We start from the raw sequence: 15,025 nt of genomic DNA, 5'->3' as shown, positions 1-15,025 counted from the left end.
ACATCCGGAGGGTGGTGCGGTCAGCGCCGCCCTTTTGCGTATGGCACTACTTCGACCTCCCTCATTCCTGTGCTCGTCACAGGAATGAGGGAGTGCGAACGGTCCGCACCGCGGGAAGAGCCCGCGGAAAGAATGCCTCTCTACTCGAACCGAAACGCCAGCCTCTTGTTCGTCAACCGCGACAGCTGCTGCAGGCGGCCGTCCAGGCGCTCGCCGGCGAAATCGCGGTATTCCGGCGGCACGACGAATTCGAGGTCGAAGTCCGGATTCGACGATTTGCGGAAGGTCAGGTGCTTGACGATGCCGGGCATGGAGGCCGAGAAGAGATAGACGACACGCAGCATGCCGCCGAGCAGTTTGGCGCGGTCGATGAACTGAGGGGTGGCGATCTGCGCCAGCGGACCGGTGGCGCCGTCGTCGTGCAGGCCCTCGAAACGGTAATAATTGGTGAGCGCGATGAAGGCGCGGCCGGGATGGCTGATGCCGACGAAGGAGGAGTGGGCGATGACGTTCAGTGCCTGCAGGCCACGATAATCAGGATGGGCGCGCCAGCTGATATCGGCAAGCAGGCAGGCGGCCTGACGATAGCGGCTTTCCTCTTCGGTTTCCTGGACGCCGAACAAGGGCATCATGCGGCCGGTCCATTCCGCCAGTTCGCGGGCATGCTCGGGCGAACGGGCACGCAGGATCGCTAGTTCGCCAGCGGCAGCCAACAACGGATCGGCGCGGCGCTCGGCCTCAGACAGCAGCGAATAGAGATAACCCTCGCGCACGCCCTGTGCCGAGAAGGAGATCACCGACGGCTTCATGACGCTCAAGACTTCCTTCATGGCGATGGCGCCGAAAGGCAGCAGCGAACGGCGATGCTTCGAGACGGCCTGGAGGGCCGGTTCCTTGGAATCGCGCGCGGTCACCACCTGATCGAGGAACAGCATCATCGCTTCGAGGGATACCTCATAGCCCTGCATCATATGCAGCGGATAATGGGTGATCTCCATGTGCAGCTTGGCGATATTTCGCCAGGTGCCGCCGACGGCATAGAAGGTGCGCCCCTCGCCTTTCGCCAGGAGTTTTGCCGTCTTCACCTGCTTGCGGGCAAAAGTTCGCGCCTTGGAGAGCGAGCCGCCGGCATATTCCGACAGGCGCAGACCGCCGAGCGGCAGCGTAATGCCCTTGCCGACCTCCTTGCCCTTGATGTCGATCAGTTCAAGAGAACCACCGCCGAGGTCGCCGGCAATGCCGTCAGGATTGAAGAAGCCACTGATGATGCCGAGCGAGGCGAAACGAGCCTCCTCCTCACCTGAAAGCACCCGGACGTGGCGCTGCAGGATCGTCTCCGCCTGATGGATGAAGTCGGGGCCGTTGCTCGCCTCGCGGGCGGCGGCCGTCGCCAGCACATACATGGTAGCGGCCCGCGCCTGATCGGACAGGGCCTTGAAACGGTGGAGCGCTGCCAGAGCCCGGGCGACGCTCTCTTCATCCATCTTGCCGGTGATGGCTATGCCCTTGCCGAGGCCGCAGAGGACCTTTTCGTTGAAGAGGATCGTAGGCGAACGGGACAGGCCTTCGTAGACGACAAGACGAATGGAATTCGATCCGATGTCGACGACGGAGACCGGGGCGATCCCTGGAAGGCGCCCCTGGGCTTCAGATTCAACCATATGGTCCAGTTTTACTTGTTGTTGCGGCCTTCGAGCAGGCCGGCGATCAGTTTCGGCGCGCTTGATTTCAGAGCTTCACCACGGCCTGACAGGCTCGGATTGGTCATGAAATACTGCTGCGCATTGAACGGCTCCTCGCCCCTGCGCACTTCCATGCGCCGCGACGTACCGTCGGGCAATATCTCGTAGCTTTGTTGATTGTCAATCACGTTGCCGAGCATAATCTGTGACAAGACCTGCTCATGAACAGTCGGATTCGTCAACGGAACCATGGTCTCGACGCGGCGGTCGAGATTTCTCGGCATCATGTCGGCAGAACCGATGTAGACCAGCGCCTTGTCCGACGGCAGGCCATAGCCGTTGCCGAAGCAGAAGATGCGGCTGTGTTCGAGGAAGCGGCCGACGATTGATTTGACGCGGATCTTCTCCGAGAGACCGGGCAGCTGCGGACGCAGGCAGCAGATGCCGCGCACGACGAGATCGATTTCGACGCCGGCATGGCTGGCGCGATAGAGCGCATCGATGATGTCGGGGTCGACAAGCGAGTTCATCTTCATCCAGATCGCCGCCGGCGCGCCGTTCCTGGCATGCTGAATCTCTTCCTCGATGTGACGCAGGATGCGCGAGCGCAACGTATAGGGCGAGACGGCGAGCTGCATGCCCTCTTCAGGTTCGCCATAGCCGGTGATGAAGTTGAAGATATTCGCCATGTCGTGGGCAATGACGGGATTGCAGGTGAAATAGGAGAGATCCGTATAGATCTTGGCGGTGATCGGGTGGTAGTTGCCGGTTCCCAAGTGACAATAGGTCCTGAGCTTCCCTTCCTCGCGGCGGACGATCATCGACATCTTGGCGTGGGTCTTGAGCTCGATGAAGCCGAAGACGACCTGCACGCCGGCGCGCTCGAGATCGCGCGCCCAGCGGATATTCGCCTCTTCGTCGAAGCGGGCCTTGAGCTCCACCAGCGCCGTCACCGACTTGCCGGCCTCGGCGGCGTCGACCAGAGCGCGGACGATCGGGCTGTCGTTCGAGGTGCGGTAAAGCGTCTGCTTTATCGCCAGAACGTCAGGATCGCGCGCAGCCTGGAGAAGGAACTGGACCACCACGTCGAAGGATTCATAAGGGTGATGGACGACCATGTCCTTCTCGCGGATCGCGGCGAAGCAGTCGCCGGCATGTTCGCGGACACGCTCGGGAAATCGCGCATTGTAGGGCTGAAACCTGAGATCGTCGCGCGGCGCCTTGGTGATCTCCGACAGAGTGTTCAGCGCCAGGAGCCCCGGCAGAACGGCGACGCGATTTTCGGGGATGCTGAGCGCCTGCACGACGAACTGACGCAGCGAGGCCGGCATTTCCGAATCGGTCTCGATGCGGATGACCTTGCCGCGACGGCGGCGCTTGAGTGCCGTTTCGAAGAAGCGCACGAGATCCTCGGCCTCTTCCTCGACTTCGATATCACTGTCGCGGATGACGCGGAACGTACCGGAGCCCTGCACCTCGTAACCCGGGTAGAGCCTATGGATGAAGATGTTCGCGACGTCTTCCAGCGTGATGTAGCGGATCGTGTTTCCATCGTCGGGCAGCCGGACGAAGCGGTCGAGCGCCGGCGGCAGGCGCAGCAGCGCCGTCATCGGCTCGCGGCCGTTCTTGCTGACGAGCTGCAGGCCGATCGAGAAGCCAAGATTGGGGATGAAGGGGAACGGATGGGCCGGATCGATGGACAGCGGCGTCAGCACCGGGAAGATCGCCTGTTCGAATTCGGAGGCGAGCCACTGGCGGTCTGCATCGCTCAAGGCGCCCGGGCGCACGATCAGAATGTCTTCCTTGGCGAGGTACTGCTGCAGCACAGCGAGCGAAGCCTGCTGCTCCATCTGCAGATGGTCGATCTCCTGCAGGATCGAATCGAGCTGTTCGGCCGGTGTCTTGCCGTCGGGGCTGCGGATAGCGATGTTCTGGCGCACCTGGCCCTCGAGGCCGGCGACGCGCACCATGAAGAACTCGTCGAGGTTGGCCGCCGAGATCGACAGGAAGCGGACGCGCTCGAGCAGCGGATGTTCGGTATTCAGCGTCTCTTCCAGGACACGGCGGTTGAACTGCAGCCAGGAGAATTCACGGTTGATGAAGCGCTCGGGGCTTGCCAGCAACTCGTCCAGCGGGGGGATATTGTCGTTGGTTTCCGGAGTGAGTTCCTGATGTTCTGCGACTGCGCTGTCCATGGTCGGCTTACCCCGTTTTCAATCGCGATGGCAATTATATCAGTTTCACGACGGAACTGTGACAGTCAATCGGCCGGCTCCGAATTTCCCAATTCATTCAATACTTCAGCGGCAAGAGTGCGGGTGATTTTCGTGCCCCGCGACAGGGCCAGCCGGTCGAGCCGTTCGACGATTGTCTGGGCCGCGTTCAGCGACCGCTCCATCCGGTTGACGATATAGAGCACGAGTTTGTCATCTATATAAAGCTGCCGGTCGGCGAAGAGCTTGACGATCACCTGCGACAACAGGGCTTCATCCGGCTCGCCGATCTCGACGACGGTGGCGGCCTTGAGGCGAGAGCGCAGATCCGGCAGCAGAACCGGCCACGACATCGGCCAGAGACGGCTTGTCATCAGCAGGCTGGTGCCGTTTTCGCGCACGCTGTTGATGACATGGAAGAGCGTGTTGTCGTCGAAGCCGAGACGATCGGCATCCTCGAACAGGACAGGGCCGTTCGCCGCCCTGACCGCGGCATTGGAACCGGCCTTGGGGTGAATGATCTCCGCTCCGCTGTGTTCTCTCCAGATGCCGGCCAAGTGCGATTTTCCCGAGCCGACCGGGCCGGCAAGGATAACGACCGGCGACGCCCATGCGGGCCACGCATCGACGATCGAGACGGCGGCGGCGAGACGCTCCGAGATCAGGAGATCGTCGCGCCCGCTTGCGGCATCATGCGAAAACACCAGCGGCAGCTGCTCTTCGGCCTTGCGCTTCGGATCAGCGTTCTTCACGTCATTCATTGGGTACTGATTTCGTCTTCCGGGCGTGGCCGTCTGCTGACCCGCCAAAATAAAGATCGCTCTGAAGGTAACGCGAAAGCGCGAAGCGGACAAGGACGCCGACGGCGGCGGCAGCCGGCACGGCGACCAGAAGCCCGACGAAGCCGAAGAGCGCGCCGAAGGCAAACAGTGCAAACATCAGCCAGACCGGATGCAGGCCGACGCTGGAGCCGACGAGCTTCGGCTGCAGGATGTTGCCTTCGAAAAACTGGCCGCTGAAGAAAACCACGAGCACAAGTCCGATCCAGGGATAATCCGGCCAGAACTGCACGATTGCCACGCCAACGGCAAGAACGAGGCCGACCAGCGAGCCGACATAGGGAATGAAACTGATCATGCCGGCGAAGAGGCCGATCAGCAGGCCGAAGTTCAGCCCGACGAGGGAAAGGCCGGCGGCATAATAGATGCCGAGGATAAGGCAGAGGGAGCCCTGACCGCGGATGAAGCCGGCGATCGCCTGATCGATCTCGCTGGCGATCTGGCGGACATCGCTGACGTAATCGCGCGGGATCCACTGGTCGACCTTGGCGACCATGCGGTCCCAATCGAGCAGGATATAGAAAGCGACGACGGGAGTGACGACGAGCAGCGAGATGACGTCGACAATCGCCTTGCCGGAATTCCAGATCTGCGCGAAGAGTCCCGTCAGGAACCCCATGCCTTCGGAGAGGATGCCGGAGAAATTATCCTTGATCGTGCCGACTTGGCTCCTGATCCACGGCGGCAGCAGCGAATGCTGCGACTGGGCGATGAATTTCTGCAGCTGGCTGATATAACTCGGCAAGCGCTCGGCGAAATCGTTGAACTGGCTGATCAGCACGGGAATGAGGATCATCAGCGCCAGCGCAAAGACGATGACAAAGGCGATCAGAATGCCGACCGTCGCCATCAAGCGGCTGAGGCCCAGGCGCTCCAGCCGGTCGGCGACGGGATCGAGGAAATAAGCGATCGCCATGCCGGCGATGAACGGCAAGAGGATCGAGCTGAAGACATAGAGAAAGGCGATGAAGAAGACGAGCACGGCCAGCCAGAAGAAGATCTGGCGCTTCAGACTGTTGCCGCTGACATGCTGTGGCATTGCTTCCCCGTTTCGCTCGCCGCCGTCGAACGCCGCCTCTTGTCCGACGCGGCCATTCAGCACATAGGATGCAGGCGCAAAGATGGTCAACCCTGTCACGCCAAATCCCGGAAAGGCCGATTAAAGACACGGGAAATTGGAGGCTTTTGCCATGCGACGCTTGCATAAAGGCCCCTGTCATGCAATTGCGACCGGCAGATGACGCGGCGCGTCTGCCGCCTGGAAATAGCCATCGGAGACCAGCATGAGCCAGTCTGGAAAAAACGGCCTGACCTATAGCGATGCGGGCGTCGACATCGATGCCGGCAACCTCCTCGTCGAGAAGATCAAGCCGGCAGTGCGCTCGACGCGTCGGCCGGGCGCTGACGGCGAGATCGGCGGCTTCGGCGGGCTCTTCGATCTCAAGGCGGCGGGCTTTACCGATCCGGTTCTCGTCGCCGCCAATGACGGCGTCGGCACCAAGCTGAAGATCGCGATCGACGCCGATTACCACGACACCGTCGGCATCGACCTCGTCGCCATGTGCGTCAACGACCTCGTGGTCCAGGGCGCCGAGCCACTGTTCTTCCTCGATTATTTCGCAACCGGCAAGCTCGATCCCGACCAGGGTGCGGCGATCGTCGGCGGCATTGCCGCCGGCTGCCGCGAGGCAGGCTGCGCGCTGATCGGCGGCGAGACGGCCGAAATGCCCGGCATGTATTCCTCCGGCGACTATGATCTCGCCGGTTTTGCGGTCGGTGCGGCCGAACGCGGCAAGCTGCTGCCGTCAGGCGATATTGCCGAGGGCGACGTGATCCTCGGCCTTGCCTCCTCCGGCGTTCATTCCAACGGCTTTTCGCTTGTGCGCAAGATCGTCGAACTGTCCGGCCTCGGCTGGGACGCGCCGGCGCCCTTTGCCGAAGCCAAGAAGCTTGGCGAAGCGCTGCTCGAGCCGACCCGCATCTATGTGAAGCCCCTTCTGAAGGCGATCCGCGAGACCGGCGCGCTGAAGGCGCTCGCCCACATCACCGGCGGCGGCTTCCCGGAAAATATTCCGCGCGTGCTGCCGAGGCATCTGGCGGCCGAGATCGATCTCAATGCCGTCAACGTGCCGCCGGTCTTCTCGTGGCTCGCCAAAACCGGCGGCGTCGAAGCCAAGGAAATGCTGCGCACCTTCAACTGCGGCGTCGGCATGATCGTCGTTGTCGCTGGGGAAAATGTCGCCGCGGTATCGAAGGTGCTCGAAGCCGAAGGCGAAAAGGTTATCACGCTCGGCCGGATGATTGCGCGCGACGAAGGCGCTGCCGGCACGGTCTACAAGGGCACGCTTGCCATATGAGCATGAAGCGCAAACGCGTCGTCGTCTTCATATCAGGCAGTGGCTCCAACATGATGGCGCTGGTTGCGGCGGCCAAGGCCACCGACTACCCTGCCGAGATCGTCGGCGTGATCTCGGACAAGGCGGATGCCGGTGGACTTGCCAAGGCGGCGGCCGAAGGCATCGCCACCTTCGCCTTCCCCCGCAAGGACTACGCCAGCAAGGAAGCGCACGAGGCGGCGATCTTTTCCGCGCTCGACACGCTCTCCCCCGATATCCTTTGCCTCGCAGGCTACATGCGGCTGCTGACGGCGACCTTCATCCAGCGTTATGAAGGCCGGATGCTCAACATCCACCCTTCCCTGCTGCCGCTGTTTCCAGGGCTGCACACGCATCAGCGCGCCATCGACGCCGGCATGCGCATCGCAGGCTGCACGGTGCATTTTGTCACCGAAGGCATGGATGAGGGACCGACGATCGGCCAGGCCGCCGTTCCGGTTTTTTCCGCCGACACCGCCGAAAGCCTGGCCGCACGGGTGCTGACCGTCGAGCATCAGATCTATCCGAGGGCGCTGCGGCTCTTTGCCGAGGGGCGTGTGGCGATGGAGGGCGGCAAGGCCGTCGGCTTCGAGGCTTCAACGGCGGCGCCTAAGGCCCAGCTGATTTCGCTGATCGGCGACTGCGGTTAGATATCGGTATTGCTGGTTCTCCCCCCGAACCATCGCTTGGTCAGCAGAACCATATTTCCAATGATGACGTAGGACGACAAAAACAACATCGGAAGGTGGATCGCAACCGAGCCGTAACTTCCCCTCTCGCACAGCGTCACTGTCGATGATTGACTTAGAACAATCCTGGCTCCACCCCACATGGTAGCAAATGGATAGCTAAAAAATATGAGACATATTGTAATAAAGATAAATATACCTCTGTCATGGACACAACAGAAAATTACCGAAATAAATGAGATAATCAGAAGAGCCAAACCGGGATATTTGTATACCAAGACAATGGCCTTCAACAAAGAAGCAACCGACTTTTCGCATTCTATATACTCTCCACCTACATAGACATACGAAATTCCGTATTGGTTATCGTAGTAAATCGATATGATGAATACAGATATCGTCCCAATTCCACTCAAAACGAGCGGCAGGAGCCCCCATTCCTTGTGTAGCAACCGTGGCTCAGATGACATCTTGATTCCCCATCCTTGCCAGTCTTGTTCCGGAGAAATGTGATAGTCGGGCACCGCCGATGAGAAAGCTCGCCTCGGAGGTATCTCTTCATCGACGTTCAAACCTGCAGCTAAGCCGCCAGCGCCCGCAATGGATGCAGGGTGCCGTCGCTATACACGAACTGGCCGGCGCGGAAGGTGGCGCGGATGCGGTTGATCTCGCCCCGCTCGACGACGACCAGATCGGCGCGCTGACCGATGGCGATTTCGCCGCGATCGGAGAGTCCTGCGGAGCGGGCCGCGTTGCCGGTCGCCATGGCGACGGCGGCCGGCAGGCCGCCTTCCACCGTGTCGGCGAGCTTGAAGATGCCGGGTACGAAGGCGGCCGGGTGATAATCGGCGGCGATGACGCCGAGCAGGCCGGCCCTGGCGGCATCGAGCGCGCTGAGATTGCCCGACATCGACTGGCCGCGCAGCGCGTTCGGCGCGCCCATCAGCGTCCAGAGGCCGCGGCGGCGCGCTTCTTCGGCCGCGGGTGCGGTGACCGGAAACTCGCTGATGGTGACGCCGAGATCGTGCATTTCTGCGACCTTCTCGACGCTGTCGTCGTCATGCGAGGCGAGCGACAGCTTGTGCTTCAGCGACAGCGCGACGATCTCCCGCAGCTGGGCCTCGATGTCAGGATTGCTGCGCATGGCGATGCGCTTGGCGACGATCTCAGCGGCCATCTCCTCGGAGATGGCGCGGCGCTCGGAAATGCTGAGGATATAGCTCTGCAGGTTGTTGTACTGGCCCTGGCCCGGCGTGTGGTCCGTCAGCGAAACCATGTCGATCTGGTGGGCATTCAGCAGGCGCTCGAGCGCAGGTGCTGCGCCGACATTGGTGATTTCATAGCGGGCGTGAACGCGGTGGTCGATCAGCAGATCGTTACGCAGACGGTTGATGCCCTCGATCACCGCCGAAGTCGTCTCCAGCGAGCGGACATGGCCGTAGACGCTTTCGGTGGCGAAGGAGACCGCGGCAAAGGCGGTGGTCACACCGGCAGCGGCAAGTTTCTTGTCGAGCTCGTGGATGCCGAAATCGATCGGCATCGTCGCGTTCGGCCGCGGCGCGATCTCGCGCTCGATCATGTCGCCGTGCAGGTCGACGAAGCCCGGCATCAGCAGCCGCCCGCCGCCATCGATCGCAGCCCCGGCAACCGGCTCCGGCCGGATTTCGGCGATGGCGCCGTCCTCAACAAGCACGGAACCTTCGCTCACCACCTCGTCTGGGAGAACGAGGGTGAAATTGCTGAGCCACATGGGCTTTCTCCTGACTGCATCCGATGATCGACAAACCGCAGCGGATAGAACCGCTTCGTGACAAACGTATGAATTTTCGAGCGCTGGCGGCTCAATGCCGGAGCCATCATGGGCAATCGAAAGATCACCCCTGACGGCTCGCCCCATTATCCGATCCTATCCCGGTTCAACGCGGCCCATTGCAAAAGCATGATCGTCTTGGCGTCGAAAATCTCGCCGGTCTCTATCATCCGGGCGGCTTCGTCGAGAGGAATTTCCAGAACCTCGATGTCCTCATGCTCCTCGTCCAGCCCGCCGCCTTCGGCCACGCGGTCGGCGGTGTCGATCAGGGCTGCGAAGACGTGGACGACTTCGCTGATTGCGCCCGGCGACATGTAGCATTTGAATAGGAAGCGCGCCTCACGCAGGCGATAGCCGGTCTCCTCCATCGCCTCACGGCGGATCGCCTGTTCGGGATGGTCATCGTCGAGCAGGCCGGCCGGCACTTCGATCACCCAGGCGGGGTCGCCGTTGAGATGCACGGCAAGACGGAACTGGCGGACAAGGACGACGAGATCGCGTTTCGGATCATAAAGTAGAATGCAGGCGGCCGGCGTGCGGTGGTAGACCTCCCGCTTCAACCGCTGGGTCGCGCCGTTACGGTCGATATAGTCGAGCAGATAGCTGGCGAGCCGCGTCCACCCATTCGACAGCGTTTCCTCGCTGACAATCCTTACCCGTGATTTCGGCTGCATCATGCTGCGTCCTTGCGAAGCCAGACCTTGTTGTCGTGAACGGCCGCTCCGCCATAGGGCGCGACCGGGTCGGCGCCCGTCAGGACGTTGATGCCCTCGCCGTCGACATGCGCCTTGTTCGGCCAGAGGCCCTCGGCGATCAGCACGCCCGGCTTCACCTCGGTGGTGATACGGGCATGGATGCGGAGATCACCGCGGCTGTTGCCGATGCGGATGAGATCGCCATGGGCGACACCGTTGGCTTCGGCATCGACAGGATTGATCATCACCTCGGGACGGCCTTCTTTCTGACGAGACGTCTTGGTCTCCGAAAAGCTCGAATTCAGGAAGTTGCGCGCCGGCGACGTGGCGAGACGGAAGGGATGCTCTGGATCGGCAACTTCGATGATATCGACCTGATCGGGGAAGGCCGGCAGTTCGGCATGCGGCCCGAGCGCGCCGATTGCGGCCGGCGGCTTGTTCGGCGCCGGCTGGTTGATCCAGTCGGGGCGGAAATGGAACCTGCCGTCCGGATGGGCAAAGCCGTTCAGGAAATGGGCGTCCTCGAAAGCCGGCTGGCGATCGAACCATTTGTGTTCGAGGAAATGGTCGTAGTCCGGCAGGTCGCTCGATTGGAGGATGCGGTCGATCATCTCGCGGGCGGTAAGGCCGAAACCGGGGCGATCGGCGACGCCGAGGCGGCTTGCCAGCTCCTCGATCACGAAGAGATTGGTGCGCACGGTCGGTGGCGGTTCGACCAGCTTCGGTCCTAGCAGAATATGGTTCTGGCCGCCGGCTCGATAGATATCGTCATGCTCGACGAACATGGTCGCCGGGATGACGATATCGGCGATCTCGGCCGTTTCGGTGATGAACTGCTCGTGGACGGCGACGAAGAGATCGTCGCGGGCGAACCCGCGCCTGACGAGGCGCTGCTCGGGAGCAATGTTGGCGGGATTGGTGTTCTGGATCAGCATCGCCGTCACCGGGCCGCGATGGCGCAGCGCCACCGGATCGCCGGTCAGCACGCGGCCGATCTGCGACTGATCGAGCATGCGGATATCGCCGTCCTTCATCGACCGGCCGGTCAGTTCCGCATTGTTCATGCGGAAGATATCGCTGTTCGAATGGAAGGCGCCACCGCCCTCATATTGCCAGGAGCCGAGAACGGTGGCGACCGAGGCGGCCGCATGCATGGCGACCGCGCCGTTGCGCTGGCGGGTGAAACCGTAGCCGAGGCGGAAGAAGGTCTTCTTCGTCATGCCGACGAGGCGGGCAAAGGCCTCGATCTCCTCGACCGACAGGCCGGTGATGGCAGCGGCCCATTGGGGCGTCTTCGTCTTCAGATGCGCTTCCAGACCTTCGGGATCGTCGGCATATCTCGCCATGTAGTCACGATCGGCATAGCCGTCGCGGAAGGCGATGTGCATTGTGGCGCAGGCGAGCGTGGCATCAGTGCCCGGCTTGACGATCAGAGCCATATCGGCCTGCTTCATAGTCGGGTTGTCGTAGATATCGATGACGACGATTTTGGCGCCGCGCTCCTTGCGCGACCTGATGGCATGGGTCATCACGTTGACCTGGGTCGAGACGGCATTGGTGCCCCAAATGACGACGCAATCGGTGCGGCCCATCTCGCGCGGATCAGGCCCGCGGAGCACGCCGGTCGCCATGGTGAAGCCGGTCCAGGCCGGGTTGGTGCAGATCGACGAGAAAAAGCCGGAATAGCGCTTGGCGTGACGCAGGCGATCGATCGAATCGCGCTGCACCCAGCCCATGGTGCCGGCATAGAAATAGGGCCAGACCGCCTCGCTGCCGTCCCTCGCCTCGGCCTTCACGAAGGCTTCGGCGATTTCATCCAGCGCATCGTCCCAGGAAATCTGCTGCCACTGCCCTGCCCCCTTGGGGCCAGCGCGGCGCAAGGGGTGCATCAGCCGGTCGGGATGGTAGAGTCGCTCGGCATACCGGGCGACCTTGGCGCAGATGACGCCCGAGGTGTAGGAATGGTCGCCGGCGCCGCGCACGCGGCCAATGCGGCCGTCCTCCGATATCTCAACCTCCAGCGCGCAAGTGGAGGGACAGTCGTGCGGACAGGCCGTGTGGCCGATCTTGCTGCCCAGCTTCGGGGATTTGGCGTTGATGGGGGTCGCAATGTTCATGGCATTTGTATATGCCAAGGCCTGCATGGCCAAAAGCCAGAAAAACTCCCCATGATACGAATTCATACGGGCATCAGCGAAAATGAACTACCGCCATATCTTCCACGCGGGCAATTTTGCCGATGTGTTGAAACATGCCGTGCTGGCGCGGCTGATCCGCTACATGCAGAAGAAGGAAGGCGCCTTCCGCGTGCTCGACACGCATGCCGGCATCGGCCTCTACGACCTCTCCTCCGAGGAAGCGCAGAAAACCGGCGAGTGGCAGGCTGGCATCGGCAAATTAATCGTGGCCGAACTCGGGCCTCAGGTCTCCGAGCTGCTGGAGCCCTACCTCTCGGCCATCCGCGAACTCAATCCCGAGGATGGCATCCGCTTCTATCCGGGCTCGCCGAAACTTGCGCGCATGCTGTTCCGGCCGCAGGACCGGCTGTCGGCGATGGAGCTGCATCCCGAGGATTACGCCCGCCTGCACCGGCTATTCGAGGGCGATCACCATGCCCGCATCACCGAACTCGACGGCTGGCTGGCGCTCGGCGCGCATCTGCCGCCGAAGGAGAAACGCGGCATTGTGCTCATCGATCCGCCCTTCGAGGAAGAGGACGAATATCAGCGCCTCGCCGCCGGGCTGGAAAAGGCCTATCGCCGCTTTCCCGGCGGCACCTATTGCCTTTGGTACCCGTTGAAGAAGGGCGCGCCGATCAAGGAATTCCACGAGACTCTGCAGGCGCTCGACATCCCGAAGATGCTTTGCGCCGAACTCAGCGTGCGCAGCGACCGCGGCATTTCCGGACTGACCGGCTCCGGCCTCGTCATCGTCAATCCGCCCTTTACCTTGAAGGATGAGCTGCACCAGATGCTGCCGGCGCTGAAGGACCATCTTGCGCAGGACCGTTTCGCCTCGCACCGCGCCTTCTGGTTGCGCGGTGAGAACAAGATGGTCAAGGCCGATTGACCGGGCAACCGGCTTCGGAAATAGTCGGCACCGCAGCTCCACAGTCTCGCCAGGTGCCCCATGAAACTTCTCTGCTCGCCCGCCTCGCCCTACTCCAGCAAGGTGCGCATGGCCGCGCATTTTCTGAGCATCGAACTGGATGCCATCCGGGTCGACACCAACACCGGGCCGGCGATCCTCGTGGACAACAATCCGCTCGGCAAGATCCCGACGCTTCTGACCGATGACGGGACCTCGATCTTCGACAGCGTGGCGATCATGCATTATTTCGACCGGCTGACGGAAGGCGGGCTCTATCCTGCCAAGAAAAGCAAGCGGACGGATGCGGAAGTGCTCGAAGCGCTCTGCGACGGCATTTGCGACTGCCTGCTCACGATCGTCTACGAGCGCCGCTTCCGTGACGAGGAGAAGGTTCACCAGCCCTGGATCGACCGGCAATGGAAGAAGGTGACGGCCGGACTCGCCCATCTCGGCGCCAAGCCGCCAAAAACAGGCAAGAAGCTCAATGGCGGACATTTCGCGCTGGCCGCCACGCTCGACTATCTCGACCTGCGTTTTAAAGACCAGTGGGAAGCCGAGCATGCGCCGCTGATCGACTGGCTGGCTGAGTTCGAAAAGAAATTCCCGGCTCATCGCGAGCTCAAGGCCAGCGCCTGATCCGGAGCCGAAACGGAGCGCCTGCAAACCATGAGCGGACAGCAAAAAGCCGGGCGATGAGCCCGGCTTCTGCATGTTCGGAAGGGTCAATCGGCTTAGAACTTGACGCCGATACCGAGCTTGACGCTGTTCTCGTCGTAACCGCGCGAGAAGCTGCCGGAGTCGAGGTCGTAGTCCTTGCTCTGGTAGTCGGTGTAGCGATATTCGAGGCGGGTCGTGATGTTGTTGGTCACGAAGGCTTCGACACCGGCGCCGACCGTATAGCCGTAGTTCGTCTTGCTTTCGTCCGAGGTGCCGTCGGAAACCTTGACATTGCCGAGGGCAAGACCAGCCGTACCGTAGAGCAGGAAGGGATTCATGTCGTAGCCGACTCGGCCGCGGACGGAGCCGTTCCAACCATACTTGTTCTTGACGCCGCCCGAGGAGACGTCATCGCCGCTGTAGCCAAGATCGGATTCAACGCCGTAAACGATCTGGCCTGCTTGCCAGTTGTAACCGGTGAAGACCTGGCCGCCGAAACCGTAGGTGTGGCGATCGGAACCGAAGTCACCCATGTTGTAGGTGCCGGCGCCGCCGAGATAGAAGCCTTCCCAGTTGCCGGCCGGCTTGACCGGGGCGTCCTGGGCGACCGGTGCTTCCGGAACCTGGTCGACGGCATCAGCCGCCTGAGCTGCCGAAACGCCCGCGATTGCAAAAGCAGAGGCCATGAGGCCAGCAATGAGTACACGCATACTTTTCTCCTTTCAGTCCCGCGCCGCTTTCATCTGTCTATCAGCGAAGCATTGGCGGGGAAATTGCCAGATGTCCCTTCCGGATCGAGACTGAAATTGGAACTGAAATGCGGATTTGAAAGAGCCAAATTGTGATATCATTGTGGCTGCCGGATGGCGGAAATTCGATGTTGCTTGAGAGCAACATAGGTTTCATTAACCCTACCTAATGGTTAAACTTAAAATACTTATTTTAAGAAATCACATTATTAAATAATACATAGAA

General features: G+C 61.4%; 12 protein-coding genes. 4 read left to right on the top strand and 8 right to left on the bottom strand.

The window, feature by feature from the left end:
* Nucleotides 1-140 precede the first annotated feature (140 nt).
* From ppx to NL154_RS06565, 4 genes are all read right to left on the bottom strand, one after another.
* Nucleotides 141-1,661 (bottom strand): exopolyphosphatase, encoded by a 1,521-nt coding sequence (gene ppx / locus NL154_RS06580; RefSeq protein ID WP_210628382.1) that lies wholly within the window; start codon nucleotides 1,659-1,661, stop codon nucleotides 141-143.
* An 11-nt stretch (nucleotides 1,662-1,672) separates the two neighbouring features.
* Nucleotides 1,673-3,877: an RNA degradosome polyphosphate kinase gene (locus tag NL154_RS06575; protein WP_221123398.1), complete on the bottom strand. Its 2,205-nt coding sequence runs from the start codon at nucleotides 3,875-3,877 to the stop codon at nucleotides 1,673-1,675.
* A 65-nt stretch (nucleotides 3,878-3,942) separates the two neighbouring features.
* A complete protein-coding gene (gene hdaA, locus NL154_RS06570; protein ID WP_210628384.1) occupies nucleotides 3,943-4,656 on the bottom strand; it encodes a DnaA regulatory inactivator HdaA in 714 nt (237 codons plus the stop codon).
* Nucleotides 4,649-5,773, bottom strand: a complete 1,125-nt coding sequence (locus tag NL154_RS06565) for an AI-2E family transporter (RefSeq protein WP_210631656.1) — start codon at nucleotides 5,771-5,773, stop codon at nucleotides 4,649-4,651. Before NL154_RS06565 ends, hdaA begins: the two co-directional genes overlap by 8 nt.
* A 244-nt stretch (nucleotides 5,774-6,017) precedes the next feature.
* On the opposite strand from NL154_RS06565, the gene purM reads away from it, so the two are divergent.
* Both purM and purN read left to right on the top strand, forming a co-directional pair.
* The gene (purM, locus tag NL154_RS06560) at nucleotides 6,018-7,091 is read left to right on the top strand and encodes a phosphoribosylformylglycinamidine cyclo-ligase (RefSeq protein ID WP_221123400.1); all 1,074 of its coding nucleotides are present in this window, start codon (nucleotides 6,018-6,020) and stop codon (nucleotides 7,089-7,091) included.
* Nucleotides 7,088-7,759 (top strand): phosphoribosylglycinamide formyltransferase, encoded by a 672-nt coding sequence (purN, locus tag NL154_RS06555; protein ID WP_210628386.1) that lies wholly within the window; start codon nucleotides 7,088-7,090, stop codon nucleotides 7,757-7,759. The genes purM and purN overlap by 4 nt, the downstream gene beginning before the upstream one ends.
* Nucleotides 7,760-8,378: 619 nt before the next feature.
* On the opposite strand, the gene NL154_RS06550 is transcribed toward purN, so the two are convergent.
* The 3 genes from NL154_RS06550 to NL154_RS06540 form a co-directional block, all read right to left on the bottom strand.
* Complete coding sequence (locus NL154_RS06550; RefSeq protein WP_221147295.1) at nucleotides 8,379-9,548, bottom strand: alpha-D-ribose 1-methylphosphonate 5-triphosphate diphosphatase; 1,170 nt, start codon at nucleotides 9,546-9,548, stop codon at nucleotides 8,379-8,381.
* Nucleotides 9,549-9,694: 146 nt separating this feature from the next.
* Nucleotides 9,695-10,285 (bottom strand): NUDIX domain-containing protein, encoded by a 591-nt coding sequence (locus NL154_RS06545; protein WP_221147296.1) that lies wholly within the window; start codon nucleotides 10,283-10,285, stop codon nucleotides 9,695-9,697.
* A complete protein-coding gene (locus tag NL154_RS06540) occupies nucleotides 10,282-12,486 on the bottom strand; it encodes a molybdopterin-containing oxidoreductase family protein (RefSeq protein WP_434733811.1) in 2,205 nt (734 codons plus the stop codon). Before NL154_RS06540 ends, NL154_RS06545 begins: the two co-directional genes overlap by 4 nt.
* A gap of 16 nt (nucleotides 12,487-12,502) precedes the next feature.
* Here NL154_RS06540 and NL154_RS06535 point away from each other — a divergent pair, with 16 nt between their 5' ends.
* Both NL154_RS06535 and NL154_RS06530 read left to right on the top strand, forming a co-directional pair.
* The gene (locus tag NL154_RS06535; RefSeq protein WP_434733810.1) at nucleotides 12,503-13,372 is read left to right on the top strand and encodes a 23S rRNA (adenine(2030)-N(6))-methyltransferase RlmJ; all 870 of its coding nucleotides are present in this window, start codon (nucleotides 12,503-12,505) and stop codon (nucleotides 13,370-13,372) included.
* Nucleotides 13,373-13,432: 60 nt separating this feature from the next.
* Nucleotides 13,433-14,029 (top strand): glutathione S-transferase, encoded by a 597-nt coding sequence (locus NL154_RS06530; protein WP_210628391.1) that lies wholly within the window; start codon nucleotides 13,433-13,435, stop codon nucleotides 14,027-14,029.
* A gap of 95 nt (nucleotides 14,030-14,124) precedes the next feature.
* On the opposite strand, the gene NL154_RS06525 is transcribed toward NL154_RS06530, so the two are convergent.
* Nucleotides 14,125-14,760 (bottom strand): outer membrane protein, encoded by a 636-nt coding sequence (locus tag NL154_RS06525; protein WP_011424814.1) that lies wholly within the window; start codon nucleotides 14,758-14,760, stop codon nucleotides 14,125-14,127.
* Nucleotides 14,761-15,025 lie beyond the last annotated feature (265 nt).

It is taken from the genome of Rhizobium sp. YTUHZ044, from assembly GCF_051123975.1.
Taxonomy (GTDB): Bacteria; Pseudomonadota; Alphaproteobacteria; order Rhizobiales; family Rhizobiaceae; genus Rhizobium.
Note: the sequence above shows the minus strand (reverse complement) of the source record. Positions and strands in the feature narration are given on the sequence as shown.